Origin of the sequence: Arcobacter arenosus (assembly GCF_005771535.1) — a bacterium.
Lineage (GTDB): Bacteria > Campylobacterota > Campylobacteria > Campylobacterales > Arcobacteraceae > Halarcobacter > Halarcobacter arenosus.
Genome location: NZ_VANU01000005.1, coordinates 178,915 through 204,980, shown reverse-complemented (window position 1 = coordinate 204,980; position 26,066 = coordinate 178,915). Strand labels below are relative to the sequence as shown.

The following is a 26,066-nucleotide window of genomic DNA, read 5'->3' as shown; positions in this document are numbered from 1 at the left end:
GAGGTAAATATGAAATATTTATTAGTGATATTAGTTATGTTAGGTTCAGCCTTTGCAAGTGAATATTATGCAAAATTAGAGCCAATTGAAAGTTTTGAAGTAAAATCTTCAGTTAGTGGGAAAGTAATTTTTTCTAACAGTAATATTGAGGGTAAAAAAGCAAAAAATACAAAAGTAATTGAAATAGATTCTTATGTTGATAGAATAGATTTAGAACAATCAAAAATGAAGTTAAAAGCTATTGAAGAGATGATGAAAGTTGAAGAAAAAAACTATAATAGACTTTTAAAAGTTACTTCTAAATCTGGATATGAAAAAGATAATCAAAAAATCAAAGTGATAAATTATCAAGTAACAAAAGCTGATATTGAAATAAAAATTGCAAATTTAAAAGATAGTATAAAAAATAAAAAACTTGTTGAAAAAAACAATTATATTTATAACATAGCAGTTAAAGAGGGAACTTACGTTACGCCAGGGACTTTACTTTATGAATCAAAAGATTTAAGTAAAGGGAAACTAGAGATTTTTGTACCAATTGATGAGATTGAAAAAATACAATCTAAAAAAATATATCTTGATGGTAAAGAAAGTTCTCTAAAAATAAATAAAATATTTAAAGTAGCAGATGAAAAACATATCTCTTCTTATAAAGTTGAAATTGTTATAGATAATCCAAAAGTTTTTTCTAGGTTAGTAAAAGTTGAATTTAAATAATTTAAATACAATTGCCTGTCCACTTGACTGTTTTGATACTTGTGAAGCTATTTTAGATGGAGAAAATATTAAAGCAAATAAAGAACACCCAATTACAAAATCAAAATTGTGTGTTAATTTTGCAAATTTATTAAAAGAAGATTTTTTAGAAAATGCTTTTATAAATAAACAAAAAATTAATTTAGATGAATCACTTGATTTTCTAATAAAGAAGTTAGAAGAGACAGAGCCTAAAAAGGTACTTTACTATAAAGGTGCTGGAAATTTAGGAGTTATGCAAAGTTCACCTAAATCTTTTTTTGCAAAATATGGTGCAACACTTACAAAAGGAAGTTTATGCGATGGTGCAGGGGATGAAGGTATCTCTTTAGGTAGAGGTTTTAATATAAATCCACCAATTGAAAACTTAATTGATTCAGATATTATTATTGTTTGGGGAAGAAATCTAACTGTTACTTCTCCCCATATGTATAATCTAATTAAAGATAAAACTTTTATTACTATAGATCCCGTTAAAACGAAAATTGCAAAAAAAAGTGAAATTCATTTTCAAATTAATCCAAAAACTGACCATGAATTAGCACTTTTATTTACTAGATTTGCATATATGGAAGATTTAGAAGATGAAGAGTTTATACAAAATAATTCAAGTGGTGCAGAAGATTTTTTTGAATTAGCAAAAGAAAGACCTATTGTCTCTTATGAGGCTACAACTGGGATTTCATTAAGTGATGTCTCTAAAATGTTTGAATTAATAAAAGGAAAATCAGTTTCTATACTTTTAGGAATTGGTCCACAAAAATATTACGAAGGTGCTAATATTTTTAGGGCAATAGATTCTTTTGCTGCTTTTATAGGTCTTCATAATAAAGATAAGGGTGGAGTTTGGTATTTAAGTGATTCAAATTTTGGATATGAAAAAAAGTTTCAATCGCAAACTTTAAATAAAGTTGATTTACCAGAAGTGGATTTTTCAAAATATGATTTAGTTTTTATCCAAGGTGCTAACCCTGTAGTTTCTGCTCCAAATACAAAAAGAGTTATAGAGGGATTAAAAAATAGTTTTGTTATATTTTTTGGAACAACTTTTAATGATACATGTGAATATGCGGATGTTATTATTCCATCGTCTAATTTTAAAACTAAAAAAGATGTTAGGCTTTCTTATGGTCATGAGTTTAAAGCAATTTCAAATAATATAGAAAATAAAAATACAAATACAATCTCAGAATATGAACTTACAAAATATCTTTTTGAGCAATTTGATTTTGAAGATTTAATCTCTGAAGATGAAGCCGTGAATTACTATAAAAACTTAAATCCTAAAAGAGACTTTCATATAGAAAACTTTAATTTTCTTGAAGATTTAGAAGTTGATAATTTATATGAAGATAAAGATGAAAATCAATTTTATTTACTTTTTGGGAAGAGAAAAGAGAATTTAAATTCACAATTTGAAAGTGACAATTATTTATATTTAAATTCAAAATGTGGTTTTGATGAGGGTGATGAAGTAAAAGCTTCAACATCTTTTGGAGAGGCAAATTTTATTGTTAAACTTGATGATGATATAAAAGAAAATTGTATAGTGTTATATGCTGGAAATAAAAAAGCAAACTACTTAACTAACTACAAAAGTGATGAACTGTCAAGCTCTGCAGTATACCAAGAGGCTTTAGTAAGACTTGAATTATTATGAATTATTAGCGAATAACCCTATTATTAGAAAACTTACACTTTTGCAATTTGTTGCATACTTTGGTGCATGGTTTTCTAATGTAGCAATTTATACCATGCTTGTAGAGTTTGGTTCATCGGCATTTGCTATTTCAGTTGTAACAGCAATGCATCTTCTTCCTGCTGTATTAATAGCTCCCCTTTCAGGTGCAATAATTGATAGATTTAAAATTAAATCTTTAATGTTAGTTCTTTTGTCCACTGAACTTATTATGACAACTTTACTTCTTACCATTGATTCAAAAGATGAGATTTGGATTTTGATGATTCTAATATTTATTAGAATGGGAAGTGCTTCAATGTTTTTTTCCACAGAGATGTCTTTACTTCCAAAATTAGTTACTGGAAAAGCTTTACAAAAAACAAATGAGATACACTCAATAATATGGTCGTTTACTTATGCCGCTGGTATGGGAATAAGTGGTTTAGTTGTAAATGCATATGGTGTTAAAATAGCAATTATTATTGATGTTTTATTTTTTCTAGCTGCGATAATTATATTTTTGAATATTGATTTTAAAGTTGAGATTATTCATACTAAAGAGAAAATTTCATCAATGATAAAAGATGGGTTTTTATATATAAAAAATCATAAAATAGTTTTACATCTGATTATTCTTCATTCATCTGTTGGTTTAACTGCCTTTGACACATTGGTTACTCTTTTAGCAAAAAATGAATATAGAACAATCATTGCTGTTCCTTTAGCAATAGGAATTACAAATGCAATAAGAGCCCTTGCTCTTATGATTGGTCCATTTTTTATAACAAATAAAGTAAATAAAGATACCCTAACATATATTTTTATTTTTCAAGGAGTTGCAATTATTCTTTGGGGAATTTTGCAGTTTAATTTTTATTATGCATTAATAGCAGTTTTTTTAACAGGATTTATGACTACAACTATTTGGTCATACACCTATGCTTTGCTTCAGGAAAATGTTGAACAAAAATATTTAGGAAGAGTTATTTCCTATAATGATATGATTTTTATGGTCTCAAATATTTTAACAACGTTTTTTATAGGTATTATGGCAGATTTAATCTCTTTAGAATTAATTACAATTTTTATAGGTACTGGATTTTTTCTATTTGCATACTATTATACAAAAATAAAAGAGAGGATTTAGTATTAATCTAAATCCTCTAAAAACTTCAATTCTTTAAAATAATCTTCTAAAAAAGGTCTACTTACTTCATCAAAACTATCTTTATCTTCATAAAGATTTATATACCAATCAAAATTGATATTTCTATTTTTTAAAGCTTCAATTGAAAGTAGGGTGTCATTTATACAACCAAGTTTAGATGGGCTTATTAATACAGCTTTTGCATTAAATTCTTTAATCAAATCAATTATAAACAAATCTTTTTTAATTGGAACCATTAAGCCCCCAGCTCCTTCAATCACTAATACATCACAAATAGATTTTAAAAAAGTAACTTGTTTTTTTAAAAAGTTTATATTTATATCAGAATCTTTTTTTGCAACATAGGGTGCTGCTGGTAGTTCAAATTGATAAGGAACAACATCTTTGATATCTAAATCAAAATCTGGATTAAGCTTTTTTACTAAATCAAGCATTTTTGTTCCATCAAGAGGTGTGTTATTAACTACACCTGTTTCACAGGGTTTAAAATATCCAACCTTTAAACCTTTGTTTGAATAATGTTTTAGAATTTTTTCACATGCATAGGTTTTACCCACATCTGTATTTGTTGCACTAATAAATAAAATCATATCTCTCCAATCTATTAAAAAGGGGATTATATCAAAAAATAAAAAAATCTTTAAATTATTTAATAAACAATTTGTTTTACCTTCATTAGGAGTTTTTTGTTATAATATATACAATAAATGAATTTAGAAGGTATTATTTTGGCAAACGAATTAGAAATTGAATTAGATAGTAATTTAGAAGTAGCAGAACCAAAAAAATTTAAGGTTTTATTGTTGAATGATGATTATTCGACTATGGATTTTGTTATTGATGTATTAACAAAAATTTTTAGAAAAACAGTTGACCAAGCTACTCAAATAATGCTAAATATTCATAACAATGGCAAAGAAGTATGTGGTATTTATACCCATGAGATTGCCTCTACAAAAGTAGCTCAGGTTAAAACATTGGCTAGAGAAAAGGGTTTTCCTTTAAAAGCTATCATGGAAGAAGAGTAAGATTATGATTAGTAAAGAATTAAGAAATATATTTGCACAAGCTGTAAGCTATGCAAAAAAAAGTAGACATGAATATTTAACTATAGAACATATTTTTTTAATGTTGATTCATGATGAGGTTATTGAAAATCTATTTAATGATTTAGGACTTGATCAAAATAAAATATTCAATGATATAAAAAGACATATTGATGAAAACACACCAATATATCCTGAAAATGTTGAAGATGAGCCAATAGAAACTATTACTTTAACTTCAATTATTGAGAATATGGTTGCAAGTGCACAAGCAAGTGGAAGAAGAAATGCAAGTGTTGAAGATATGTTTGTGGCTATTTTAAAAGATGAAAAATCATATGCAACTTTTATTTTAAAATCGGCAGGAGTTGAAAGGGTTGATATCCTTGAAGAAATCTCACATAAAGAAGATGATTTAGAAGAGGGTGAAATTGGCTCTAAACCAGGATTTGAAAAAGAGAATAAAGTATTAGATAAAAACTCAACTGAATTAGTGGCTCTTGCACATAAAGGTGAAATTGACCCTGTTATTGGAAGAGTAAATGAGATTCAAAGAGTTATCCAAATTTTAGGAAGAAGAAAGAAAAACAATCCAATTTTAGTGGGTGAACCTGGTGTTGGGAAAACAGCAATTGCAGAAGGATTAGCATTAGAAATAGCAAACAAAAGAGTACCAGAGTTTTTAGAAAATGCAAAAGTATTTTCTTTGGATATGGGTTCAATGGTTGCAGGGACTAAATATAGAGGAGATTTTGAGAAAAAATTAAAATCTTTACTAAAAGAGGTAAGTGCTATTCCTAATGCAATTTTATTTATTGATGAAATTCATACAATTGTTGGAGCAGGAAGTGTAAGTGGAAGTGCAATGGATGCTTCAAATATCTTAAAACCAATGCTTGCAAATGGAAAATTAAAATGTATAGGTGCTACAACATTTGCTGAGTTTAGAAACGATTTTTCTAAAGATAAAGCTTTATCAAGAAGATTTGCAAAAGTTGATATAGATGAGCCATCATTAGAAGATGCAGTTGCTATTTTAGAAGGTTTAAAACCAAAATATGAAGAGTATCATAGTGTAAAATATAACAAAACAGCAATTGAAATGGCAGTTGAACTTAGTAAAAAATATATCACTGATAGATTTTTACCTGATAGTGCCATAGATGTTATTGATGAGGTTGGAGCTAGTAAAAAAATTCAATATTCAAGTATAAATAAAAGTAATATAAAGATTACTCAAAAAGATGTTGAAGATACAGTTGCTAGAATGGCACATATCCCATCAAAAGCTGCAACTAAATCTGATGTATCATTACTTAAAAATCTTGAGAAAAATATGCAAAAAAGAGTATTTGGTCAAGATGGTGCTATTAGTACTATTGTTCAATCTATCAAAAGAAATAAAGCTGGACTTAATATTGATAAAAAACCAATTGGAAGTTTCCTTTTTACAGGACCTACTGGTGTTGGTAAAACAGAAGTTGCAAAAGAGTTATCTAATCAATTAGGAATCCATTTTGAGAGATTTGATATGAGTGAATATATGGAAGCTCACACAATTTCAAGATTAATTGGAGCTCCTGCAGGATATGTTGGATTTGAAAATGGTGGATTATTAACTGAAGCTATTAGAAAACATCCACATTGTGTTTTACTTTTAGATGAGATTGAAAAAGCACATCCTGATTTAATGTCAATTTTACTTCAAGTAATGGATAATGCAGAATTAACTGATAATAGTGGTAATAAAGCAGATTTCCAAAATGTTATTTTGATAATGACATCAAATTTAGGTGCAAGTGAAGCAAATGTTATGGGGTTTGCTAAAGATGATTCATTAAATGAAAATAAAGCTGTAAACAAATTCTTTGCTCCAGAGTTTAGAAATAGACTTGATGCAATGGTTAGCTTTACATCATTAAGTCCAGATATTGTTTCTCAAGTAGCAGGTAAATTTATAGAAGACTTAGAAAAACAATTAGTTAATAAAAAAATCAAGATTTCTATTACTTCTAAGGCTAAAAATGAGCTTGCTAGATTAGGTTATGATAAAGCAATGGGAGCTAGACCATTAGGAAGAGTTATCTCAGAAAAAATTAAAAATGTTCTTACTGATGAGATTTTATTTGGGAAACTTAAAAAAGGTGGTCAAGTTAAAATTGATTTTGTTAAAGAGGAATTTAAATTTACATATAAGCCTTTAGAAGCTGTAGCACAATAGTTACACAATAAATATATAATATTTTGTTAATATTTTTTTAATTTTAAAAAAGTAAAATCCTAAATTATTTAAAAAAGGTTGGTTAAATGAAAAAAATTTTATTAAGTTCAATTGTTGCAATTGCATTATTAACTGGATGTGGTGAAGATAAAAAAGCTGAATCTAAGGTTGTTGCAGAGGTTAAACAAGAGGTTGTAAAACAAGAACCTAAAGTTGAAGAAAAAACTGCTGAATCAAACTTAGTTGATCAAGTTAAAGAATCTACATCAAATGTTGCTTCAAAAATTGCAGAAGAGTCAAAAAAGATTGCTGATGCTGCAACTCCTGTGGTTAAAAATGTAAGTGAAAAAGTTTCTACAACTACACAAGAGCTTACTAAAGAGGTTCAAGAAGCTGCTACTTCAACTAAAGAAAAAGTTACCCAAACTGTAAATAATGTTGTAGCAAAAGTAGAAGAGGCAACTGTAAGTGAAGATGATTTAGTTGCAAAGGGACAAGGTTTATTTATGAAATGTGCTGCATGTCATGGAGCAAATGGACAAAATCCTGCCTTAGGAAAATCTCAAGTAATAAAAGGTTGGGAAGTTTCTAAAACAACTGATGCTTTAAATGGATATAAAAATGATACTTATGGTGGAGCTATGAAAGGTGTAATGAAAAGCCAAGTTGCATCTTTATCTGATGATGATATAAAAGCTTTAGCTACATTTATTTCTACTTTATAATAAAAAGAGGTTTTCCTCTTTTTATTTTTCTTTTGATACTATTTTAATACACTTTTTTGCAATAATATAAATAAAATCTATATGGAGTATCACAATGTATAGAATCTTGTATACTAGCTCTGCAACGAAAAATCTTGATGATAAAGAATTAGAAGAGATACTAGAAAAATCTAGAATTAATAATCAAAAAAAAGATGTTACTGGTCTATTAATTGTTAAGGGTAGAACTTTTTTACAATGTTTAGAAGGTGAAAAAGATGATGTATTAAGTATCTATGAAAAAATCTCTAATGATGAAAGACATACTAATATAATTGATTTATTTGAAGAAGATATTGATGAAAGACTTTTCCCTCAATGGTCAATGGGATATAAAAATATAAAACATCTAAGTGATATCAAAAGTGAAAAGTTAAAAAGTTTTAATACTACAGAAGAGTTTGAAGAATCAAAAGATGATATCTTAGATATATTCAAAGAATTTATAGAAGCAAATTAATTAAATTTTATATACCAACTAAATATAAACTAATCTTTTATATACTTCTTTTTATATTTGAAATTAGGACATATTAATGATAAAAAAGATTGATGTTGAGAGTGAAGAGTTTCAAGTTCAACTTGAATTAACAAAACAATTTACTGATAAAGTTTGTGAAGAACATGGTTTTGTTTATAATCCTGAAATGGATGTAAATGAATCTATTCAAATGGGATTAACACGTAATAAACTTATATATAATAAAAGATATTGCCCATGTTTTATGGTTGTTGGTGAAACTGCTGAACAAAGAGAAAAAGAAGATAATAGACTTTGTCCCTGTACCCCTGCATTAACTAAAGAGATTCCTTCTCAAGGACATTGTCACTGTGCAATTTTTTGTACTCCAGAATATGCTAAATCATTAGAAGACAAGAGTGATTTAAAAGAAGAAGTTATTCATTCAAAAGGTGTTTCAAAAGAAGAGTGTGAGGCTTTATTAACAAAATCTCAAGTTAACGCTTCTGAAGTTGAAGCTTTATTAGAAGCTAGAGAATTAGGTTTTGTTGACTTTTTACTTGTTGATACAAGGGAATGGATGGAATGGGTAGGTGCAAGAATTAAAGGGACTGATTTCTTAGTTCCTACAACATCTTTCTATCAATCATTAGACCAAATAGAAGATAAAAAAGATTTACCAATTATTTTATACTGTCATAGTGGAAGTAGAAGTGCATACTGTCAAAGAATTATGTTAAGTAATGGATATAAGACTGTATTAAATTATGACTATGGAATTATGACTTATCAAGGTGAACTTGAGTCAGGTGAAGAATAGAATTAATTTCTATTCCTAACCTTTATTTTCAAGGGTTTGTTCAAAACTATAAAAATCATCACTGAACTTTTTTAGTAATTGTAATAATGAGATAAAAAAAGTTACCATTGCTGGACCTATAATCATCCCCCAAAAACCAAATGTTGAAAGACCTGCAACAATTGAGAAAAATATCAATAATTCATTTACTTTTGTTGGAGTTTTTACAATGTTGTGATTTATATATTTTATAATAACTGGTTTTATAAATGTATCTGCTATAATTGAGATTACAATAATAGAATAGGCAACAATAGCTAAGGCATTTGTTGTACTACCTGCAAAAACCTCATAAATAGCTACTGGAAGCCACATGACAAGACCTCCAACTACAGGAATTAAAGAAGCAAATCCGTATAAAACCCCTAATAAAATTCCATCATAATCAAAGAAACCTATAAAAAAGCCAAATAAGAAACCCTCTAAAATGGCAGTTGCTAAAATTGAGTATAATACAACACTCATAACATTTGATGACTCATAAAATAGGGCATTTGAATCTTCCATTTTAAGTGGAAGAGCCTCTTTAAAATATCTTGCTAAATTTGAACTATAAAAGGTAAAGAAAAAGAAAAATATTAAAATCATAATCATATCAATAATAAATTTTGCAGAGTTTTTACCTAAATATGCACCTATTGAAAAAAGGTTTTGAATAAATTGAGGAATATCAACTTTTTCTAAAATAGTATTTAATTGTTCTTTTATGAAGTTAAAATCTTCAGGTAGGTTTTCAACCCAAGTTTGAGTAACTTTAAAAATTTCAAATAGGGCTTTTTGGTCAATTTTATTAATTAATGTTGCAAATGAAAAAATACAATATAAAACAGGTACAAAAAATATCGCAGTTAGAAATATTGTCATTAAGCTTGAACTTAAAAAGTTGTTTGGGATTATTCTTTTAAAATAAATATTCATAGAATTAGTAGCAACTGCTAGTAATAAAGAAACTATCATTGGTTTTATGAATGGATCAAAAAGCTCAAGCATAAAAAATAAAGTAACAATAGTTAAAGCTACTAAAAAATATTGTGGTTTCAAAATAGTTGACCTTGCTTTTCATATGTATCTAGTTTTTCACTTCCTGGGTATGAAAGTCTAAAAAGTTCATAGGTTTTAACTGAAGCAACTCTTCCTCTTGCAGTTCTTTCTATAAAACCATTTGCTAAAAGATATGGCTCAATTGCATCTTCAATTGTCCCCTCATCTTCACTAAGTGCTGCTGCAATAGTTGAAAGTCCCATAGGTTTTCCTCTATTTGAAACAAGCAACTCTAGAAGATTTAAATCCATTTCATCAAATCCACTATCATTTACACCTAATTCATCAAGTGCATATTTACATCTTTTTATATGGATACTATCTTCATTTTCAACTTCAGAAAAATCTCTTACTCTTCTTAAAAGTCTTAATGCTACCCTAGGTGTTCCTCTAGATCTTTTTGAAATCTCTAATGCGGCATCATCTTCACAAAATTTCCCAAGTTTTATTGCCGCTTTTTGGATAATTTTTGCTAACTCTTCATGGCTGTAAAACTGCATCCTAAAATGCATACCAAATCTTTCCCTTAGAGGATTACTTAACATACCAGCTCTTGTAGTTGCTCCAATTAAAGTAAATCTTGGAAGATCTATTTTAACAGTTTGGGCTGCTGGTCCACTTCCAATTATAATATCAAGTCTATAATCTTCCATCGCTGGATATAAAATCTCTTCAACGGCTGGACTTAATCTATGTATCTCATCAATAAATAGAATATCTCCCTCTTCAAGGTTTGTTAAAATAGCAGCTAAATCTCCACTTTTTTCAATCATTGGCCCAGCAGTTACTTTTATATTTGAATTCATTTCACTTGAAATTAAATATGAAAGGGTAGTTTTACCAAGACCCGGAGGTCCATAAAATAAAATATGGTCTAAAGCTTCATTTCTTTTTTTACTTGCTTGAATAAATACTTTTAAATTCTTTTTTATTTTCTCTTGTCCAATATAATCATCCCATGATGATGGACGTAGATTTATTTCAGCATTATCCTCTTCAAAAGATATTTGTTCTACTTCAACAATTCTTTCCATTAGTACTCTTCTTCTTTTGATGGAAAAGAGCTATTTTGAACATCATTTCTATATTGATTTACAGCTTCTTTTACTAAATTTGCCCCATCTAAATAGTGTCTTACAAATTTTGGTTTAAAACTTTCAAAGAAACCTAACATATCAGACCAAACTAAAACTTGACCATCAGTTACATTTCCTGCACCAATTCCAATTGTTGGGATAGAAACTGCTTGAGTGATTTTTTTAGCCACTTCACTTTTTACCCCTTCAATCACAATGGCAAAGGCACCCGCTTTTTCTACAGCAATGGCATCACGTATAAGTTGTTCTTCATCCTCTTTTGATTTTCCTCTTACTTTATAGCCACCTTCACTTCTCACATATTGAGGCATTAAACCTATATGTCCCATTACTGCAATTGAATTTGAAGTAAGATGTTTGATTATATCAGCTCTATCTTCTCCACCTTCTATTTTAATTGCTGCAGCACGTGTTTCTTGGTATACTCTAATTGAATTTCTAAGAGCTTCATCTTTATTGATATATGTCCCAAAGGGCATATCTAAAATAACAAAAGCTTTTGGTGCACCTTTACATACAGCATTAGTATGATAAATCATTTGTTCAAGTGTTGCTGAAAGAGTATCCTCTTCCCCTGCAAAACTCATATTCAAACTATCACCCACTAAAATCATATCCGCAATCTCTTCAAAAAGTCTTGCAAAAAGTGCATCATATGCCGTAATCATCGTTAAATTTTTATTGTTTTTAGCATTTTTAATTTTATTAATATTCATTTTTTCAAAATCATTTTTTATAATGCTCATAAAGCTTCCCTAATCTATTTAAATTTAGAAATATTGTATCAAAATTCTCCTTGTTATTATTTTGTAAAACTTAAAAAATATATTCTAAACATATACTCATATCAAATCAAGATTAATTTCGATAAAATCTTCTTCAAAATGAAATATTTTATAGGATTTAGATTTTGAAAAAATTAGTAGGATATATTACTTCTTCAATTCCTGACAACAATTTTACAGTTGATTTAGCACTTAGTATGAAAGATGCAGGAGTTGATACTTTAGAACTTGGAGTCCCATTTTCAGACCCAGTTGCCGATGGTCCAGTTATTGAAAAAGCAAATCATATTGCTTTAGAATCAGGGTTTTCTTTAAAAGATTTATTTGAAGTTAGTTCAAAAATTGCACCAAATATGGATATGTTATGGATGGGTTATATGAATCCATTTTTCCATTATGGTATGGAAAACTTTTTAAAAAAAGCAAAAGAATATGGGGTTAATGGAATGATTATTCCAGATGTTCCTTATGAAGAATCATTACTTTTAAGTCCATTATTTAAAAAGTATGAAAAAGCAAATATTACATTTGTAGCTCCAACTCATAGTGAAAATAGAATTAAAAAAGTTGTAGAACATGCCCAAAAGTTCATTTATATGGTTGCTTATGCAGGGATTACAGGAAGTGGTCAAAAAGAGGATTTAACAACTATTATAGAAACAGTAAAAAAATACTCAGATACACCACTTTATATTGGTTTTGGAGTGGATGAAAAAACTTGTAAAGAGAAGTCAAAGGGTGTTGATGGTGTGATTGTTGGAAGTAGTTTTGTTAAACATTTAATTGATGAAAGTTTATCAAATAATGAAAAAATTAACAAAATATGTGAAACAGCAAAAATTATAAAAGAAAAAATAAACGAATAATTATGCATATTTTAGAACGAGATGTAGAGTTTGTAGAAGAGAATAGAGATTGTTCTTATTTTGATAATGAAATTTCAGATATAAGATATAGATATATTCATAAATGCCAACAAGAAGATTACCAAAATATGCTTGAACATGGATGGCGTAGGTTTGGAAAAATGCATTTTGTTCCAGAATGTAAAAATTGTACAAAATGTATATCTATGAGAATAGATGTAGAAAATTACAAGTTTTCTCGTTCTGAAAAAAGAGTATTTAAAAAGAATTTAGATACTAAAGTTTATATTCAACCACCATCTTTAACTTTAGATCATCTAAAGTTATATGATAAATATCATAATGAGATGAATAAAAAGAAAAATTGGACATATACTCCAATTGAACCATCTGAATATGATAGATCGTATGTCCAAGGAAAAGATGAGTTTACAAAAGAGTTTTTGTATGTTCGAGATAAAAAATTGATTGGAGTTGCATTAGTTGATATTTTACCAAAATCTATCTCTTCAATATATTGTTTTTATGACCATGATTACCAAGATTTATCTATTGGGAAGTTTTCTATTTTAGCACAAATAAAAATTGCTAAAGAGTTAAAGATTCCATACATTTATTTAGGTTATTGGATAAAAGATCATTTTTCTATGGGATATAAAGAACACTATAAGCCCTTTGAAGTTTTAACAAATAGAGTCTCTTTACAAGAAGAAACTATTTGGAAAAAATATGAACCTTGATACCTTTTATGGTATAATTTTTTAAATTTTTTAAGTGAGATAAAATGAAAAGATTACTTTTTAGTTTGTTGTTTTGTATGTCTTTTGTTTTTGCCGAAGGTGAGGAAAATTTTGTAGATGAAACACAAATGAATAGTGCTGATTGTCTTATCTTACAAGATGAAAACTCAATTATTTGTAAATATCTTCATGAAAGATTAGAAGAAGATAAAGAGATTATTATTCAATGGATTGATCCTGATGGAGAAATATCTAGAGAAAGACCTATAATAATCCCTGCTGGGCATGGTTCAATTTATGACTTTAGATATGTTGAGGGTAGAAAAAAAGGTCTTTGGCAATTTAAAGTTATAGAGGGAGATATAGAAACTACTACAACTTTTTCAATAGAATAAGAGTTTTAAAATTTAAAACTCTTAAAACTATTTTTTAAGCTAGAAAGAAACTAGCTATCCTATAAGTTATAAACGAAAGAATCCATGCAGTAGTTGTGGTAAATACAAAAAGATAAAATAGATACTTCCACCCTCCAGCTTCTCTAGCAAATACCATTGATGCAGCCAAACAAGGTAAATAAATCATTACAAAAACAATAAATGCCAAGGCTGAAGCTATTGGAATATTATTTCTAATCTTTTCGATTAATCCCTTACTATTTTCATCTAATTCTTCACCTAAACCATATAAAATTCCTAATGTTGATACCACAATTTCTTTTGCAGCAAGACCTGTTTCAAGTGCAATTGTCATTCTCCAATCAAAACCAAGAGGTGCAAAAAGTGGTTCTGTAAATTTACCAATTTTACCTAAATATGAATTTTCAAGATTATATTGAGTTAGAGTGTTTTGTAATTCGTATCTTTCCTCTTCTGATGTTGCTAATTCTATTTTTTGATTTATTTGTTCTTCATACTCTGGATATTTAGGATAGTTTGAAGCAAACCAGATTAAAATTGAAGCGGCAAGAATATAGGTACCTGCTTTTTTTAAATACATTAATGCTTGATTTGAAACAGTATGCCAAATTAGTTTGAATGAAGGCATTCTATATTTTGGCATCTCCATTACAAATGGCTCATCTTCACTTTTAAATACAACAATTTTTAGAACTTTAGCCGCGATTAAACCTAAAATTGCACCTGCAATGTATATAAGAAACAAAATATTTCCTGCGTTATTTCCAGCAAAAAATGCTCCTGTAAATAGAACATATATTGGAAGTCTTGCACCACAACTCATAAATCCTATAATGAAAAGAGTAAGTAATCTATCCCTTTCATTTTTTAAAGTTCTTGCAGCCATATAAGCAGGAACCGAACATCCAAAACCTGTAACTAATGGGATAAAAGATTTACCATGTAGACCAAATTTATGAAAGAAACCATCAAGTAAAAATGCAACCCTACTCATATATCCAGTTGTTTCAAGTAAGGCTATACCTAAAAATAAAATAACAATATTAGGTAAGAATAAAATAACAGCACCAACCCCTGCAATTGCTCCATCTGCTATAATTGAAGATAATTGACTATCCCCTAAAATTTCTTTTGTACTATCAATTAAACTAGCAAAAAAAGCATCAATTAAATCCATAGGAATAGAGCCTATTTCAAAGGTTAATTGAAAAAGTCCCCACATTAAGAATATAAAAATAGGTAGTCCAAAAAACTTATGGATTAGAATTGAGTCAATTTTTTCTGTAAGTGTTTTTTCAACACTCTCATTTTTTTCTTTTACGGTTTCTGTTACTGCACCTTTTGCAAATGCAAACTTTTCATCTTCAAATATATCTTCAATATTTTTTGTTCCATAATGTAAATATATATGCTCAAATGCTTCACTTAAAAGTGGTTGTAATTCAATCCATATAGGTTCATCATGAAACTTTAAAAATGTTTTTTTATCCTCTTTTAATAGTTTGATTGCAATTTCTCTGTAGTGAATATCACTTCTAAATCTTTTTTCAAATAATAAACTTTTGATATTATCAATCTCTTCCTCAATAACATCAGAAAAAATCAATTTTGTTTGGAATTTTGGTGATTCATATTTTAATATTAAAGTATCAATTAGTTCATCAATTCCTAATTTATTTTTTGCAGAGGTTTTAACGCAAGGTTTACCAATTATCTTACTTAATTGTTTTTCATCTATTATTATTCCCTCATTTTCTGCTTCATCAGTCATATTTAAAGCTAGTACCATTTTCTTATCTAAGGCTAATAGTTCATTTGTTAGATAAAGATTTCTTTCTAAATTTGTTGAATCAAGTACATTTAAAATGATGTCATAAACACCCTCTTCCAAATAGTTTTTTGTAACTCTTTCTTCAAGAGTATATTCAGTTAAAGAATAAGAACCCGGTAAATCTGTAATCTCAAAATTGTAATCTTTGTATTCAAATTCTATTTGAGTTTTTTCTACTGTAACCCCAGAAAAATTCCCAACTTTTAGTCTTGAATTGGAAATTGAGTTAATAAGCATTGATTTACCAACATTTGGTTGTCCAACTAAGGCAATCTTTATAGTTTTTTTATTTTTTATATCTCGCATTCTGCTTTTTCTACCTCTATTGTTTTTGCTTCACTTAATCTTAATGCAATCTTTGTGTTATTTATTCTTATTTCTATAGTGTTTTTTGAAATAGTTTGTTCAATTACATAAATAAGTGAGTTTCTCGTAATTCCAAAAGAACTGAATCTTGATTTTAGGACAGAATCTGTATCAATTGAAATGATTTTACCACATTCACCTTTTTGTAGTTCACTTAACTTCATTGGGAGCCTTTATTCATTTTAATAATTATTATCAATGTAATTGTAGTTTAACTTAACTTATACTTTACTTTCAATTTTAATAATAATTATTAAAAATTAGAAATTTATATTATTTGATACTGATTTTTAATTTATATTTTGCAATAATTATTCCTATAGAATTAATTAAAGGTATTATTATGGTTAAAAGTGAAGAAGTAATTGAAGAACTAAAAAAAATAGTTAAGCAAAAAGGTTTAAAATATACAGAACAAAGAGAGATAGTTTTAAATGTTTTACTTCACGCTGATGATCACTTAACTGCAGAAGAAATCTATAATCTTATTAAAACAAAAAGACCAGACTCAAATATTGGAATAGCAACAGTATATAGAGCGTTAGGTTTTTTAGAAGAAGTAAACTTAATCACTTCAATAGCTTTTGGCGCAGATGGAAAAAAATATGAAAGTAATACAAAAGACCATCATGATCATTTAATTTGTACAAATTGTGGTAAAATTGTTGAGTTTATGGATGATGAAATAGAAAAAAGACAAGATAGAATAGCTAAAAAAAATAAATTTAGAATCACAAGTCACTCAATGCAAATTTATGGGATTTGTGCATCTTGCCAATAAAATAAATTTATTTTTAATTATTTTTTGTTTTAAACTATGCTACAATTATGTCACTAGCTAGTGGGGTAATCAAATGCATAGACTTTTTTTAATTTTTATATTTAATATTATTATTTTTAAAAATCTACTTGCAGTAAATATTTTACCTATACCTCAAAGTATTGATTTTGATAGAAAAAAAGCACTTTTAGGAAAAGAACTTTTTTTTGATGTGAAACTTTCAATTGATGAAACAATATCTTGTGCTACTTGTCATAACTTAAAAGAGGGTGGTGATGATGGACTTCAATTTTCTGTTGGTGTTAAAGGGGCAGTTGGTGAATTAAATGCTCCTACAGTTTTAAACTCAGTATTTAATTTTAGACAATTTTGGGATGGTAGGGCAAAAAATTTGAAAGAACAAGCCTTAGGTCCAATAGAAAACCCCATTGAAATGGCACACAATATTAATGATTTGGTATATAAACTAAAAAATTCAGATTATTATAGTAAATTTTTTAGTGTATATAAAGATGGCATAACAAAAGATAATATTGCAGATGCATTAGCAGAGTTTGAGAAAACACTAATAACTCCAAATTCAAGATTTGATAAATATTTACTTGGAGATGAAAACTCTATAACAGAATATGAAAAAGAAGGATTTGAACTGTTTAAAAATAAAGGTTGCATAACTTGTCACCATGGAATCAATATTGGGGGAAATCACTATAATATATTTGGCGCTATTGTAGATGTGAAAAGTATAAATTTTGGAAGATATAATATTACAAAAAATGAGAATGATAAATTTTATTTTAAAGTTCCTACACTAAGAAATATAGAACTAACATCTCCATATTTTCATGATGGAAGAGAATATAGTTTAAAAGATGCTGTAAAAACTATGGCATTAGTTCAACTTGGTAGACCAATGCAAGAAGAAGAGATTGATAAAATCACTGCTTTTTTGAAAACCTTAACAGGTAAATTAAAGATTATTGAGTAGTTATTTGTGGTTAAAATTAAAGATTTATTTATTGTTCAACTGTTTCTTTTTAGCCTAGTTATTATAGGGTTATTCTCTTATCTTTTCTTTCTAGAAAATGGTAAATCAAATTATGAAAAATATAAAAATAATTTAAATAAAATGGTGGTTTCCAATCTTTTTATTAATAATTTTTTAGAAAAAAGAGATACGTTTATAAACTTTGATAAGGTAGTTTTTCAAACAAACAGTTTTGAAAGTTTTTTAGAAAATATTTTGAAAAATGATGTAGAAAAAGAGTTTGGAGAAGATTTTAATTTAAGCATTAAAAAAATTAAAAAGCTTTTTTTAAAGAAAACAGAATTAGTAGAAAGGTTTAAATCTAGACAAGCATCACTTTTAAACTCTTTACATTACATATATGAATTGAATCATGCTTTGCCAAAAGATATAAAAGAGGAAAAGAAAAAGCTTTTTGAAGAAATTACATTTCTTATAATGCAAGAGTTTATAAAAATTGATAAAAATGAAAAAGATATTGCAAATCTAATTACTAAATTAGAAGAAGAGAATAAAAACCATTTAACTCATAAAGACCAACTTTTTATAGTACATTCAAAAAAGTTTATAGAAAATCTCAATTTTCTAGAAAATCTAAGAACTGAGATTTATGGTTTAGATTTATTAAATACAATCCAAAAAACACAATTAAATTTAGAAAAAATTTATAATGAGAAATTAAAGAATCAGTTTTTAATTTCATTTATTTTCTTTATTTCAATTATTATAATTTTGTCTTTAATGTATAAACAGCACATGAAAGCAAAAAAAATCAAAAATGAATTATCAGCATTTAAATATGCTGTTGAAAATAGTGATAATTCAATTGTATTAACAGATGCAAAGAAAAATATTTTATATGTTAATGATAATTTTGAAAGAATAACAGGGTATCAAAAAGGTGATGTTTTTGGTCAAACACCTGAGGTTTTAGGTTCAGGTGAAACACCTCAAGAGGTATACGATGACTTAAATAAAAAACTTGAAAGTGGTGATAAGTGGGAAGGTGAATTTGTAAATAAGAAAAAAGATGGAACTTTGTTTTATGAAAAAGCTTCTATTGTTCCAATTAAAATTGATGATAAAATTACAAACTACTTAGCTATAAAACTTGATATTACTGAATATATAGAACAAAGTGAAGAGTTAAAACTTTCAGCTGCAATTTTTGAAAATATTAAAGAGGGTATTTTAATATGTGGTGCAGATAAAAGGATTTTGACAGTAAATCGAGGTTTTGAATCAATTTTAGGATACTCAAAAAGTGAATTAATTGGAGAAAAACCAAGCTTATTTAAATCTGGTTTCCATGATTTTATTTTTTATAAAAAGATGTGGCAAGATTTAAAAGATAAAGGTTCATGGAGAGGAAAAATCTATGATAAGAAAAAATCAGGAGAAATGATTCCTATTTGGCTTAATATCTCTGCAATTAAGAATAATAATGGAGAAGTATCAAGGTATATAGCCGTTCATACAAGTTTACAAGAGATAATTAAATCCCAGAAAAAAGCTGAGTTTTTAGCTTACCATGATAGTTTAACTTCTTTACCAAATAGAGTAAAACTAGAATCAGATTTAGAATATACAATTAATATTGCAAATAGAAATGAACTTGAAATTTTTGTTTTATTTATCGATTTAGATAGGTTTAAAATAATCAATGACACTTTAGGTCATGGAATTGGTGATGAATTATTAAAAATTGTTGCAAAAAGAATAAAATCTATTTTAAGGGAAACTGATATCTTAGCTAGAATGGGTGGGGATGAGTTTATTGTAGTATTAGACACTTCTAGAAATAAAAAAGGTGCAGGTTTTGTTTGTGAAAAGATATTAGATATTATTAAAGAACCTATTATTATACAAAATAACAATCTTACTACAACTGCAAGTATTGGTGTTGCAGTTTTCCCTAATGATGGTAAAGATATAACTTCACTTATTAAAAATGCGGATACTGCTATGTATTATGCAAAAAAACTAGGGAAAAACAATTATCAGTTTTATGATGAGAAACTTTCTTTGGATGTTCATGCACAACTTAAAATTGAACAATCATTAAAATCAGCTATTTTAGATAATGAATTTTATTTAAATTATCAACCTCAATATAACATAAAAACTAAAGAAGTAACTTCTTTTGAAGCTTTAGTTCGATGGCAAAGTAAAGAGTTAGGTTATGTAAGGCCAGATAAATTTATTCCAATTGCTGAAGATAATGGTATGATTTATGAAATTGGAAAATTTGTGTTTGAACAAGCTTGTGAAGCTTTTGTTGAATTCAAAAAGATTAATAAAAATCTAAAATATATAGCTATAAATATTTCAAGTGTACAGTTCAAAGATAAAAATTTTGTTAATGATATTTTTTATATTGTTTGTAAATACAATTTAAAGCCAAGTGAGATTGAACTAGAAGTTACTGAACGATATGTTATGGAATACTCACAAAGTAATTTAAATACTATGGATGAATTAAGAGATTTAGGTTTTAGGTTTTCTATTGATGATTTTGGTACAGGTTACTCATCAATGGGTTATTTAACTAAATTCCCAATTGATATTATAAAAGTTGATAAATCATTTATTGATGGAACGCCAAATGATAATAATAATGTTCAAATCGTAAAAGCAATTGTTGTCTTATCAAAAAGTTTAGGTTTTAGTGTAGTTGCTGAGGGTATAGAATATAAAGAGCAAGAAGAGTTTTTACAATCTTTAAATTGTGATTTTGGACAAGGTTATCTTTTCTCAAAACCATTAAGTTTTGACGATACTTTAACGATTTTGGAAAAGAAAAACTAAATTATTTATTTCTATTAGGTAGATATCTAAAAAAGAAAAATATTACTACTAGCATTGCAATAATGATTGCAATTGCAGAAAAACTTATCTCAACTTCAGGGCTAGTTCCCCTTTGATAATTTCTTGGTACAAATAAAGACATACTTGATAAGAACATAAAAGATGCTGTTGTTACAGCAATCAAATGTGTAAATACCATGTGGAATTTTTCTTTATAAAAATCTTTTATCATCTTCCATGTTAAAAAAGATGCACTTAGTACAATAATAAGTACTATAATCATCTGCATTTGTGAATCCATACTTCTCCCTTTTGTGATAATGTTATTTTATTAAAAGAAAGTTAAAACTTTATAAATATTTTTTTTACAAATTTTAGCTAATTATGTCATTGTATATAAAATATATAGTCAAAATATATACTTATGTTTATAAAATGATATACTTTATACATGAAAACAGTAATATTTACAGATTTAGATGGAACTTTTTTAAATCATGATGATTATTCTTTTGATTCGTCAAAGGATTCCCTCTCTTTAATTAATGAAAAAAAAATCCCATTATTATTCACCACAAGTAAAACTAGAGTTGAAGTGGAATTACTTCAAAAAAAAGTTGGCATAAAAGAACCTTTTATTGTTGAGAATGGTGCTGCAATTTTCTTCCCTAAAGATTATCAAAATTTTGACCTTTCATTTTTAGATGAGTATCATGGTTACTATATTTTACAACTTGGACTTAAATATAAACAAGTATTGAATTTTTATAATAAATATAAAAGTGAGTTTGGCTTACTAGGTTTTTCTGATATGAATATTGATGATATAGTAAAATATACAGGTTTAAGTGAAGATGACGCAAAACTTTCAAAACAAAGAGATTTTACCGAGCCCTTTTTAATAGAGGATAAAACAAAATTAAAAAACTTAAAAAATCTTGCCCTTACATATAATATTAAAATTACAAAAGGTGGTAGATTTTATCATTTAATTGGAGAATTTCAAGATAAAGGAATTGCTGTAAAAAAAGCAGAAAAGATTTTTGAAAAAATTTACAATGATGATATAAATTCAATTGGTTTAGGTGATGGACCAAATGATATTGTTATGTTTGAAAATGTTGATATTCCAATAGTTATCAAAAACCATAAAGGTAAATATGTTGATACAAAAATTAAAAATATTCAAAAATCAGAGTTTGAAGGCTCAAAAGGTTGGAATGAAATGGTGTTAAAAAATGTCTAAAAAAAATCTGGAAAAAATTTATTTTAAAGCCTTAAATAAGGTAAAAGCAAAATCTATAATTAAAGATAATATCTCTTTAGAAAAAAATATATTAACAATCTCTAATGAGAAAATTGACTTAAATAAGTTTAATAATCTTTATATTTTTGGAGTTGGTAAAGCTGCTTTTTCTATGGCAAAAGAGTGTGAGAATATTATTGGGAAAAAAATTAAGGGTGGATTTATTGTTTCAACTTCAAAAGGAAATTTAAACTATCTAAAACATTTTACATCAACACACCCTGATGTAACAACAAAAAGTGAAGATGCTGCAAATAAATTAATTGATAATGTAAAGAAACTAAAAAAGAATGATTATTTTATATTTTTACTTTCAGGTGGAGCTTCAGCTATGATTGAAAAACCTATTTTAGGACTAAGCTTAGAAGATTTCATTAAAGCCTCTTCCTCTTTATTAACATCTGGAATTGATATAAAAGCATTAAATACTATAAGGAAATCTATTTCCCAAGTAAAAGGTGGAAAACTAGCTGATTGTATAAAATCTAATGGAAAAGTATTGGTTTTAAGTGATGTAATAGGGGATGATTTAAATATTATAGGTTCTGCTCCAATGAATAATGGAAAATTCCAACATATTTTAGTTGGGAATAATGAAATAGCATTAAATGAAGCAAAAAAGTTTTGTAAAAAAGATTATGAAAAAGTAGAAATTATTACTACTACTTTAGACTACCCTTCAAAAAAAGCCTCAAAGTATGTAACTAAATTGATAAAAGAATATGATAAAAAATACTCTAGTTTTGTGTTGTTGTTTGGTGGGGAAACAACAACAGTAGTAAAATCAGGTGGGGGATATGGTGGAAGAAACCAAGAACTTGCTTTAAGATTATTACTTGAAAATATAGTTAATGAGGATATTTCAATTTTATGTGCAGGTAGTGATGGTATTGATGGACGCTCAGATGCAAATGGAGCATTTGTAACTTCCAAAACTATTGAAAAGATGAATGAAATGAAATTAAATCCAAAAGAGTTTTTAGAAAATAGTGACTCTAATACATTTTTTAAAAAACTTGGTTTTGATTTTGTAACAGGAATTACAGGTACAAATGTGATGGATTTTATAATAATAGAGAAAAAGGGGAAATAATGGCAGATTTTTTTCAAAATGGGGTGATTACAACTTTACAAAATCTTGGTGATAGACCAATAGAGGATATTGAAAAAGAGTTAGAAGATTTTGGTTCAAGAAGAAAAATGGTTTTATTATTACCAGCACTTTACTCAGAGTTTGAAACTCCAGCAATGCATAAAATTATTGAAGAGTTAAAAAATGTTAAATATTTATATAAAATTATATTAGGTCTTGATAAAGCTACAAAAGAGCAATTTGAAGAGGTAAAACAGTTAATGTCTGTTTTGCCTTGTAAAGTTGATGTTTTATGGAATGATGGACCAAGAATTAAAGAACTTTATGCAGATTTGACTGCTGAGGGTTTTCCAGGCCTTGATACACCTGGTAAAGGGAGAAATGTATGGACTATGATAGGTTATGGAATGGCAGATAAAGATGCCTATGCCTTTGCTTTACACGATTGTGATATTGTAAATTATAGTAGGGAGATTCCAGCTAGACTTTTTTATCCAATTATTCACCCCGCTTTAGATTTTGAGTTTAATAAAGGATATTATTCAAGGGTTACAAACAAACTTCATGGACGTGCAACTAGATTACTTTATACACCATTAATTAATGCGCTTACAAAGGTTTATGGTTCAAACAGATATTTAGAATATATGGAAAGTTTTAGGTATTCATTATCAGGGGAGTTTTCTTTTATTAGAAGTCTTGGAAGAGGAATTGCAATTAGTCCCACTTGGGGTTTAGAAGTTTCAACTTTAAGTGAAGTTTATAAAAATACTTCAAATAAAAGAATATGTCAAACGGAGATAATGGAAACTTATGAACACAAACATCAAGAGTTAGGAAATGCACAAGATGGTGGTGGAATTTATAAAATGGCAAATGATATTGCAAAAACTCTTTTTAGAGTTTTAGCCCAAGAGGGTATTGTATTTTCTGAGGCTTCATTTAAAACCCTTTTGGCTACATTTTTCCAAGAATCAAGATTCGAAATTTCAAAATACAATGCTTTAAGTAAATTAAATGGACTTGAATATAATAGAGAAAAAGAGATTAAAGCTGTTGAAGCATTTCAAATTGCCATTAAAGAAGCAGCCGAAGAATTCTATGAAGACCCTATGGGAATTCCATCATTGTCTTCTTGGATTACTGTAAGATCTGTAATGTCAGATTTCTCTTACAAGTTTTCAGAGTATGTAAGAAAGGATAATGAGTAATGAAACATATTTCCGACCCAAATCATATAATAAATAAAAGGATTCATAGACTTTATCCAGAAGAGATAGCTGAAAAAGCAGTTCATAGTATTATTGATCTTGTTTTTAAATATAAATCAAGAATAAAATCAAAAGAGTACCATCTTAGTGAAAAAGATATTATTTTAATTACCTATGGTGACCAAGTAAATAGAGAGAGTGAAGCCTCTTTACAAACACTAAAAGAGTTTATGGATATCCATTTAAAAGGTTTTGTTAATTCTGTTCATATTTTACCTTTTTATCCATATTCTAGTGATGATGGTTTTTCAGTTGTAAACTACAATGAGGTTGATCCCCATATGGGATCTTGGAGAGAGATAGAGCAATTGGGTGCTGATTATAGAGTTATGGTTGATGGAGTAATTAATCACATTTCTCAATTTTCAGATTGGTTTAAAGCTTTTCTTGCAGGAGATAGATATTTTCAAGACTTCTTTATTGAGGTTGACCCTTCAATTGATTTAAGCGAAGTTGTTAGACCTAGAGCAACACCTGTATTAAGTGAATTTATTGATGACGATGGAAAATTAAGACATGTTTGGACAACATTTAGTAAAGACCAAGTAGATTTAAATTACAAAAACCATAGAGTGTTAAGAAATGTTCTTGATGCACTTTTTTATTATATTGAAAAAGGTGCTACTTTAATTAGACTTGATGCTATTGCCTTTGTATGGAAAGAGATTGGAACCCAATGTGTTCATTTACCACAAACCCATGAATTAATTCAATTAATTAGAGAAGTTCTTCACGAAGTTGCACCAGAAGTGATTATTATTACAGAAACAAATGTTCCTCACCACGAAAATGTATCATATTTTGGAAGTGGTGATGATGAGGCTCAGATGGTTTATAATTTTGCCTTACCTCCACTTTTAGTTCATTCTATTCAAAATGAAAATACGAAAACTTTAACCTCTTGGGCAAAAACTTTAACTCTACCTAGTGATAAGGTTTGTTTCTTTAATTTTACAGCAAGTCATGATGGAATAGGAATGAGACCTATAAAAGGTATTTTGACTGATGAAGAACTTTATGCAATGGTTGACAAGGTAAAAGAACATGGAGGGTTAGTTTCATATAGAGCAGAATCAGATGGCTCTCAAACACCTTATGAATTGAACTGTTCATACATTGATGCTTTAACACATCCCAATGAAGATGATCAAATAAGATTTAAAAGGATGCTTTTAGCTCAAGCAACAGTATTAGTTATGCCAGGTGTTCCAGGTGTATATTTTCATTCTTTAGTTGGTTCAAGAAATTACCATGATGGGGTAAAACATTCAGGTAGTAATAGAACTATAAATAGAGAAAAATATAACTTTGATTGGCTTGAAAATGAACTTTCTACACAAGGCTCATTGGCAAAAAGGATGCTTGATTCTTATAAAAGATTAATATCAATAAGAATTAATGAAAAATCATTTAACCCTTTTGGAGATTTTGAATTTTTAGATTTAGATGAAAGATTATTTGTTGTTGATCAAATATCTAGGGATAATAAAGAAAGAATATTAGCAATTCATAACTTCTCAAATGAAGAGGTGACTGTCGCAGTTCCTGAAAACATAACTTCACCATTGTGTGATATTTTATCAGCAAATTGTAATCAATATGAATGTGATGACTGTAAAGCTAGACGTGAGATAACACTTGAACCTTATCAAATGATGTGGCTTAAGGGCGAAATTTAAATAA

25 protein-coding genes are annotated in these 26,066 nt (G+C 27.8%); 18 read left to right on the top strand and 7 right to left on the bottom strand.

Annotation, left to right across the window (positions count from 1 at the left end; genetic code table 11):
* Positions 1 to 9: 9 nt before the first annotated feature.
* Genes FDK22_RS12120 through FDK22_RS12110 form a run of 3 tightly spaced genes read left to right on the top strand, consistent with a single transcriptional unit; the run spans position 10 to position 3,584 of the window.
* Positions 10 to 717, top strand: a complete 708-nt coding sequence (locus tag FDK22_RS12120; RefSeq protein ID WP_138153238.1) for an efflux RND transporter periplasmic adaptor subunit — start codon at positions 10 to 12, stop codon at positions 715 to 717.
* A complete protein-coding gene (locus FDK22_RS12115; RefSeq protein ID WP_138153237.1) occupies positions 704 to 2,416 on the top strand; it encodes a molybdopterin-dependent oxidoreductase in 1,713 nt (570 codons plus the stop codon). Before FDK22_RS12120 ends, FDK22_RS12115 begins: the two co-directional genes overlap by 14 nt.
* Positions 2,403 to 3,584 carry an MFS transporter gene (locus FDK22_RS12110; protein WP_138153236.1) on the top strand — a complete coding sequence of 394 codons (1,182 nt, stop codon included), beginning with the start codon at positions 2,403 to 2,405 and terminating at the stop codon, positions 3,582 to 3,584. The genes FDK22_RS12115 and FDK22_RS12110 overlap by 14 nt, the downstream gene beginning before the upstream one ends.
* Before the next feature lie 2 nt (positions 3,585 to 3,586).
* Here FDK22_RS12110 and bioD read toward each other — a convergent pair whose 3' ends face one another.
* Positions 3,587 to 4,195 (bottom strand): dethiobiotin synthase, encoded by a 609-nt coding sequence (gene bioD / locus FDK22_RS12105; protein ID WP_138153235.1) that lies wholly within the window; start codon positions 4,193 to 4,195, stop codon positions 3,587 to 3,589.
* Positions 4,196 to 4,333: 138 nt separating this feature from the next.
* On the opposite strand from bioD, the gene clpS reads away from it, so the two are divergent.
* From clpS to FDK22_RS12080, 5 genes are all read left to right on the top strand, one after another.
* On the top strand, positions 4,334 to 4,633 hold the full coding sequence (gene clpS / locus FDK22_RS12100) for an ATP-dependent Clp protease adapter ClpS (protein ID WP_138153234.1): 300 nt from the start codon (positions 4,334 to 4,336) through the stop codon (positions 4,631 to 4,633).
* A gap of 4 nt (positions 4,634 to 4,637) precedes the next feature.
* Complete coding sequence (clpA, locus tag FDK22_RS12095) at positions 4,638 to 6,872, top strand: ATP-dependent Clp protease ATP-binding subunit ClpA (RefSeq protein ID WP_138153233.1); 2,235 nt, start codon at positions 4,638 to 4,640, stop codon at positions 6,870 to 6,872.
* 86 nt (positions 6,873 to 6,958) lie between these two features.
* Positions 6,959 to 7,597, top strand: coding sequence for a c-type cytochrome (locus FDK22_RS15940; protein ID WP_138153232.1), 639 nt, complete (start codon positions 6,959 to 6,961; stop codon positions 7,595 to 7,597).
* Between the two features lie 94 nt (positions 7,598 to 7,691).
* Positions 7,692 to 8,096 (top strand): BLUF domain-containing protein, encoded by a 405-nt coding sequence (locus FDK22_RS12085; protein WP_138153231.1) that lies wholly within the window; start codon positions 7,692 to 7,694, stop codon positions 8,094 to 8,096.
* Positions 8,097 to 8,172: 76 nt separating this feature from the next.
* Positions 8,173 to 8,916, top strand: a complete 744-nt coding sequence (locus FDK22_RS12080; RefSeq protein WP_138153230.1) for a ferredoxin-thioredoxin reductase catalytic domain-containing protein — start codon at positions 8,173 to 8,175, stop codon at positions 8,914 to 8,916.
* A gap of 15 nt (positions 8,917 to 8,931) precedes the next feature.
* Here FDK22_RS12080 and FDK22_RS12075 read toward each other — a convergent pair whose 3' ends face one another.
* The 3 genes from FDK22_RS12075 to panB are packed head-to-tail and all read right to left on the bottom strand — an operon-like array spanning position 8,932 to position 11,839.
* Positions 8,932 to 9,996: an AI-2E family transporter gene (locus FDK22_RS12075; RefSeq protein ID WP_138153229.1), complete on the bottom strand. Its 1,065-nt coding sequence runs from the start codon at positions 9,994 to 9,996 to the stop codon at positions 8,932 to 8,934.
* Positions 9,993 to 11,030 (bottom strand): Holliday junction branch migration DNA helicase RuvB, encoded by a 1,038-nt coding sequence (ruvB, locus tag FDK22_RS12070; protein ID WP_138153228.1) that lies wholly within the window; start codon positions 11,028 to 11,030, stop codon positions 9,993 to 9,995. Before ruvB ends, FDK22_RS12075 begins: the two co-directional genes overlap by 4 nt.
* Positions 11,030 to 11,839, bottom strand: a complete 810-nt coding sequence (panB, locus tag FDK22_RS12065; protein ID WP_138153227.1) for a 3-methyl-2-oxobutanoate hydroxymethyltransferase — start codon at positions 11,837 to 11,839, stop codon at positions 11,030 to 11,032. The genes ruvB and panB overlap by 1 nt, the downstream gene beginning before the upstream one ends.
* 164 nt (positions 11,840 to 12,003) lie before the next feature.
* On the opposite strand from panB, the gene trpA reads away from it, so the two are divergent.
* From trpA to FDK22_RS12050, 3 genes are read left to right on the top strand one after another with little or no spacing between them, the layout of a single operon-like run.
* The gene (trpA, locus tag FDK22_RS12060) at positions 12,004 to 12,744 is read left to right on the top strand and encodes a tryptophan synthase subunit alpha (protein ID WP_138153226.1); all 741 of its coding nucleotides are present in this window, start codon (positions 12,004 to 12,006) and stop codon (positions 12,742 to 12,744) included.
* A 2-nt stretch (positions 12,745 to 12,746) separates the two neighbouring features.
* Complete coding sequence (locus tag FDK22_RS12055) at positions 12,747 to 13,484, top strand: arginyltransferase (protein WP_138153225.1); 738 nt, start codon at positions 12,747 to 12,749, stop codon at positions 13,482 to 13,484.
* A gap of 44 nt (positions 13,485 to 13,528) precedes the next feature.
* A complete protein-coding gene (locus tag FDK22_RS12050) occupies positions 13,529 to 13,879 on the top strand; it encodes a hypothetical protein (protein ID WP_138153224.1) in 351 nt (116 codons plus the stop codon).
* 34 nt (positions 13,880 to 13,913) lie between these two features.
* Here the strand turns inward: FDK22_RS12050 and feoB are convergent, their stop codons facing one another.
* Both feoB and FDK22_RS12040 read right to left on the bottom strand, forming a co-directional pair.
* Positions 13,914 to 16,037: a ferrous iron transport protein B gene (feoB, locus tag FDK22_RS12045; protein WP_138153223.1), complete on the bottom strand. Its 2,124-nt coding sequence runs from the start codon at positions 16,035 to 16,037 to the stop codon at positions 13,914 to 13,916.
* Positions 16,025 to 16,261, bottom strand: coding sequence for a FeoA family protein (locus FDK22_RS12040; RefSeq protein WP_138153222.1), 237 nt, complete (start codon positions 16,259 to 16,261; stop codon positions 16,025 to 16,027). Before FDK22_RS12040 ends, feoB begins: the two co-directional genes overlap by 13 nt.
* A gap of 179 nt (positions 16,262 to 16,440) precedes the next feature.
* Here FDK22_RS12040 and FDK22_RS12035 point away from each other — a divergent pair, with 179 nt between their 5' ends.
* The 3 genes from FDK22_RS12035 (at position 16,441) to FDK22_RS12025 (ending at position 20,713) form a co-directional block, all read left to right on the top strand.
* Positions 16,441 to 16,878, top strand: a complete 438-nt coding sequence (locus FDK22_RS12035; RefSeq protein ID WP_138153221.1) for a Fur family transcriptional regulator — start codon at positions 16,441 to 16,443, stop codon at positions 16,876 to 16,878.
* A 73-nt stretch (positions 16,879 to 16,951) separates the two neighbouring features.
* Positions 16,952 to 17,866 (top strand): cytochrome-c peroxidase, encoded by a 915-nt coding sequence (locus FDK22_RS12030; RefSeq protein WP_138153220.1) that lies wholly within the window; start codon positions 16,952 to 16,954, stop codon positions 17,864 to 17,866.
* Positions 17,867 to 17,872: 6 nt separating this feature from the next.
* On the top strand, positions 17,873 to 20,713 hold the full coding sequence (locus FDK22_RS12025; protein WP_138153219.1) for an EAL domain-containing protein: 2,841 nt from the start codon (positions 17,873 to 17,875) through the stop codon (positions 20,711 to 20,713).
* A gap of 1 nt (position 20,714) precedes the next feature.
* Here the strand turns inward: FDK22_RS12025 and FDK22_RS12020 are convergent, their stop codons facing one another.
* Positions 20,715 to 21,014: a hypothetical protein gene (locus FDK22_RS12020; RefSeq protein ID WP_138153218.1), complete on the bottom strand. Its 300-nt coding sequence runs from the start codon at positions 21,012 to 21,014 to the stop codon at positions 20,715 to 20,717.
* Positions 21,015 to 21,164: 150 nt separating this feature from the next.
* Here FDK22_RS12020 and FDK22_RS12015 point away from each other — a divergent pair, with 150 nt between their 5' ends.
* The 4 genes from FDK22_RS12015 to FDK22_RS12000 are packed head-to-tail and all read left to right on the top strand — an operon-like array spanning position 21,165 to position 26,062.
* Positions 21,165 to 21,959: an HAD-IIB family hydrolase gene (locus FDK22_RS12015; RefSeq protein ID WP_138153217.1), complete on the top strand. Its 795-nt coding sequence runs from the start codon at positions 21,165 to 21,167 to the stop codon at positions 21,957 to 21,959.
* Positions 21,952 to 23,112 carry a glycerate kinase type-2 family protein gene (locus tag FDK22_RS12010; protein ID WP_138153216.1) on the top strand — a complete coding sequence of 387 codons (1,161 nt, stop codon included), beginning with the start codon at positions 21,952 to 21,954 and terminating at the stop codon, positions 23,110 to 23,112. The genes FDK22_RS12015 and FDK22_RS12010 overlap by 8 nt, the downstream gene beginning before the upstream one ends.
* A complete protein-coding gene (locus FDK22_RS12005; protein ID WP_138153215.1) occupies positions 23,112 to 24,323 on the top strand; it encodes a glycosyltransferase family protein in 1,212 nt (403 codons plus the stop codon). Before FDK22_RS12010 ends, FDK22_RS12005 begins: the two co-directional genes overlap by 1 nt.
* A complete protein-coding gene (locus FDK22_RS12000) occupies positions 24,323 to 26,062 on the top strand; it encodes an alpha-amylase family glycosyl hydrolase (RefSeq protein WP_138153214.1) in 1,740 nt (579 codons plus the stop codon). The genes FDK22_RS12005 and FDK22_RS12000 overlap by 1 nt, the downstream gene beginning before the upstream one ends.
* The last annotated feature ends 4 nt before the right edge of the window (positions 26,063 to 26,066 follow it).

What these genes read in the sequence shown, in the direction of transcription:
- FDK22_RS12120 (WP_138153238.1), top strand. Translation starts at nt 10, where the DNA reads ATGAAATATTTATTAGTGATATTAGTTATGTTAGGTTCAGCCTTTGCA.
- bioD (WP_138153235.1), bottom strand. Translation starts at nt 4,195, where the DNA reads ATGATTTTATTTATTAGTGCAACAAATACAGATGTGGGTAAAACCTAT.
- clpA (WP_138153233.1), top strand. Translation starts at nt 4,638, where the DNA reads ATGATTAGTAAAGAATTAAGAAATATATTTGCACAAGCTGTAAGCTAT.
- FDK22_RS15940 (WP_138153232.1), top strand. Translation starts at nt 6,959, where the DNA reads ATGAAAAAAATTTTATTAAGTTCAATTGTTGCAATTGCATTATTAACT.
- FDK22_RS12085 (WP_138153231.1), top strand. Translation starts at nt 7,692, where the DNA reads ATGTATAGAATCTTGTATACTAGCTCTGCAACGAAAAATCTTGATGAT.
- FDK22_RS12080 (WP_138153230.1), top strand. Translation starts at nt 8,173, where the DNA reads ATGATAAAAAAGATTGATGTTGAGAGTGAAGAGTTTCAAGTTCAACTT.
- ruvB (WP_138153228.1), bottom strand. Translation starts at nt 11,030, where the DNA reads ATGGAAAGAATTGTTGAAGTAGAACAAATATCTTTTGAAGAGGATAAT.
- panB (WP_138153227.1), bottom strand. Translation starts at nt 11,839, where the DNA reads ATGAGCATTATAAAAAATGATTTTGAAAAAATGAATATTAATAAAATT.
- FDK22_RS12055 (WP_138153225.1), top strand. Translation starts at nt 12,747, where the DNA reads ATGCATATTTTAGAACGAGATGTAGAGTTTGTAGAAGAGAATAGAGAT.
- FDK22_RS12050 (WP_138153224.1), top strand. Translation starts at nt 13,529, where the DNA reads ATGAAAAGATTACTTTTTAGTTTGTTGTTTTGTATGTCTTTTGTTTTT.
- feoB (WP_138153223.1), bottom strand. Translation starts at nt 16,037, where the DNA reads ATGCGAGATATAAAAAATAAAAAAACTATAAAGATTGCCTTAGTTGGA.
- FDK22_RS12040 (WP_138153222.1), bottom strand. Translation starts at nt 16,261, where the DNA reads ATGAAGTTAAGTGAACTACAAAAAGGTGAATGTGGTAAAATCATTTCA.
- FDK22_RS12035 (WP_138153221.1), top strand. Translation starts at nt 16,441, where the DNA reads ATGGTTAAAAGTGAAGAAGTAATTGAAGAACTAAAAAAAATAGTTAAG.
- FDK22_RS12030 (WP_138153220.1), top strand. Translation starts at nt 16,952, where the DNA reads ATGCATAGACTTTTTTTAATTTTTATATTTAATATTATTATTTTTAAA.
- FDK22_RS12020 (WP_138153218.1), bottom strand. Translation starts at nt 21,014, where the DNA reads ATGGATTCACAAATGCAGATGATTATAGTACTTATTATTGTACTAAGT.
- FDK22_RS12015 (WP_138153217.1), top strand. Translation starts at nt 21,165, where the DNA reads ATGAAAACAGTAATATTTACAGATTTAGATGGAACTTTTTTAAATCAT.
- FDK22_RS12010 (WP_138153216.1), top strand. Translation starts at nt 21,952, where the DNA reads ATGTCTAAAAAAAATCTGGAAAAAATTTATTTTAAAGCCTTAAATAAG.
- FDK22_RS12005 (WP_138153215.1), top strand. Translation starts at nt 23,112, where the DNA reads ATGGCAGATTTTTTTCAAAATGGGGTGATTACAACTTTACAAAATCTT.
- FDK22_RS12000 (WP_138153214.1), top strand. Translation starts at nt 24,323, where the DNA reads ATGAAACATATTTCCGACCCAAATCATATAATAAATAAAAGGATTCAT.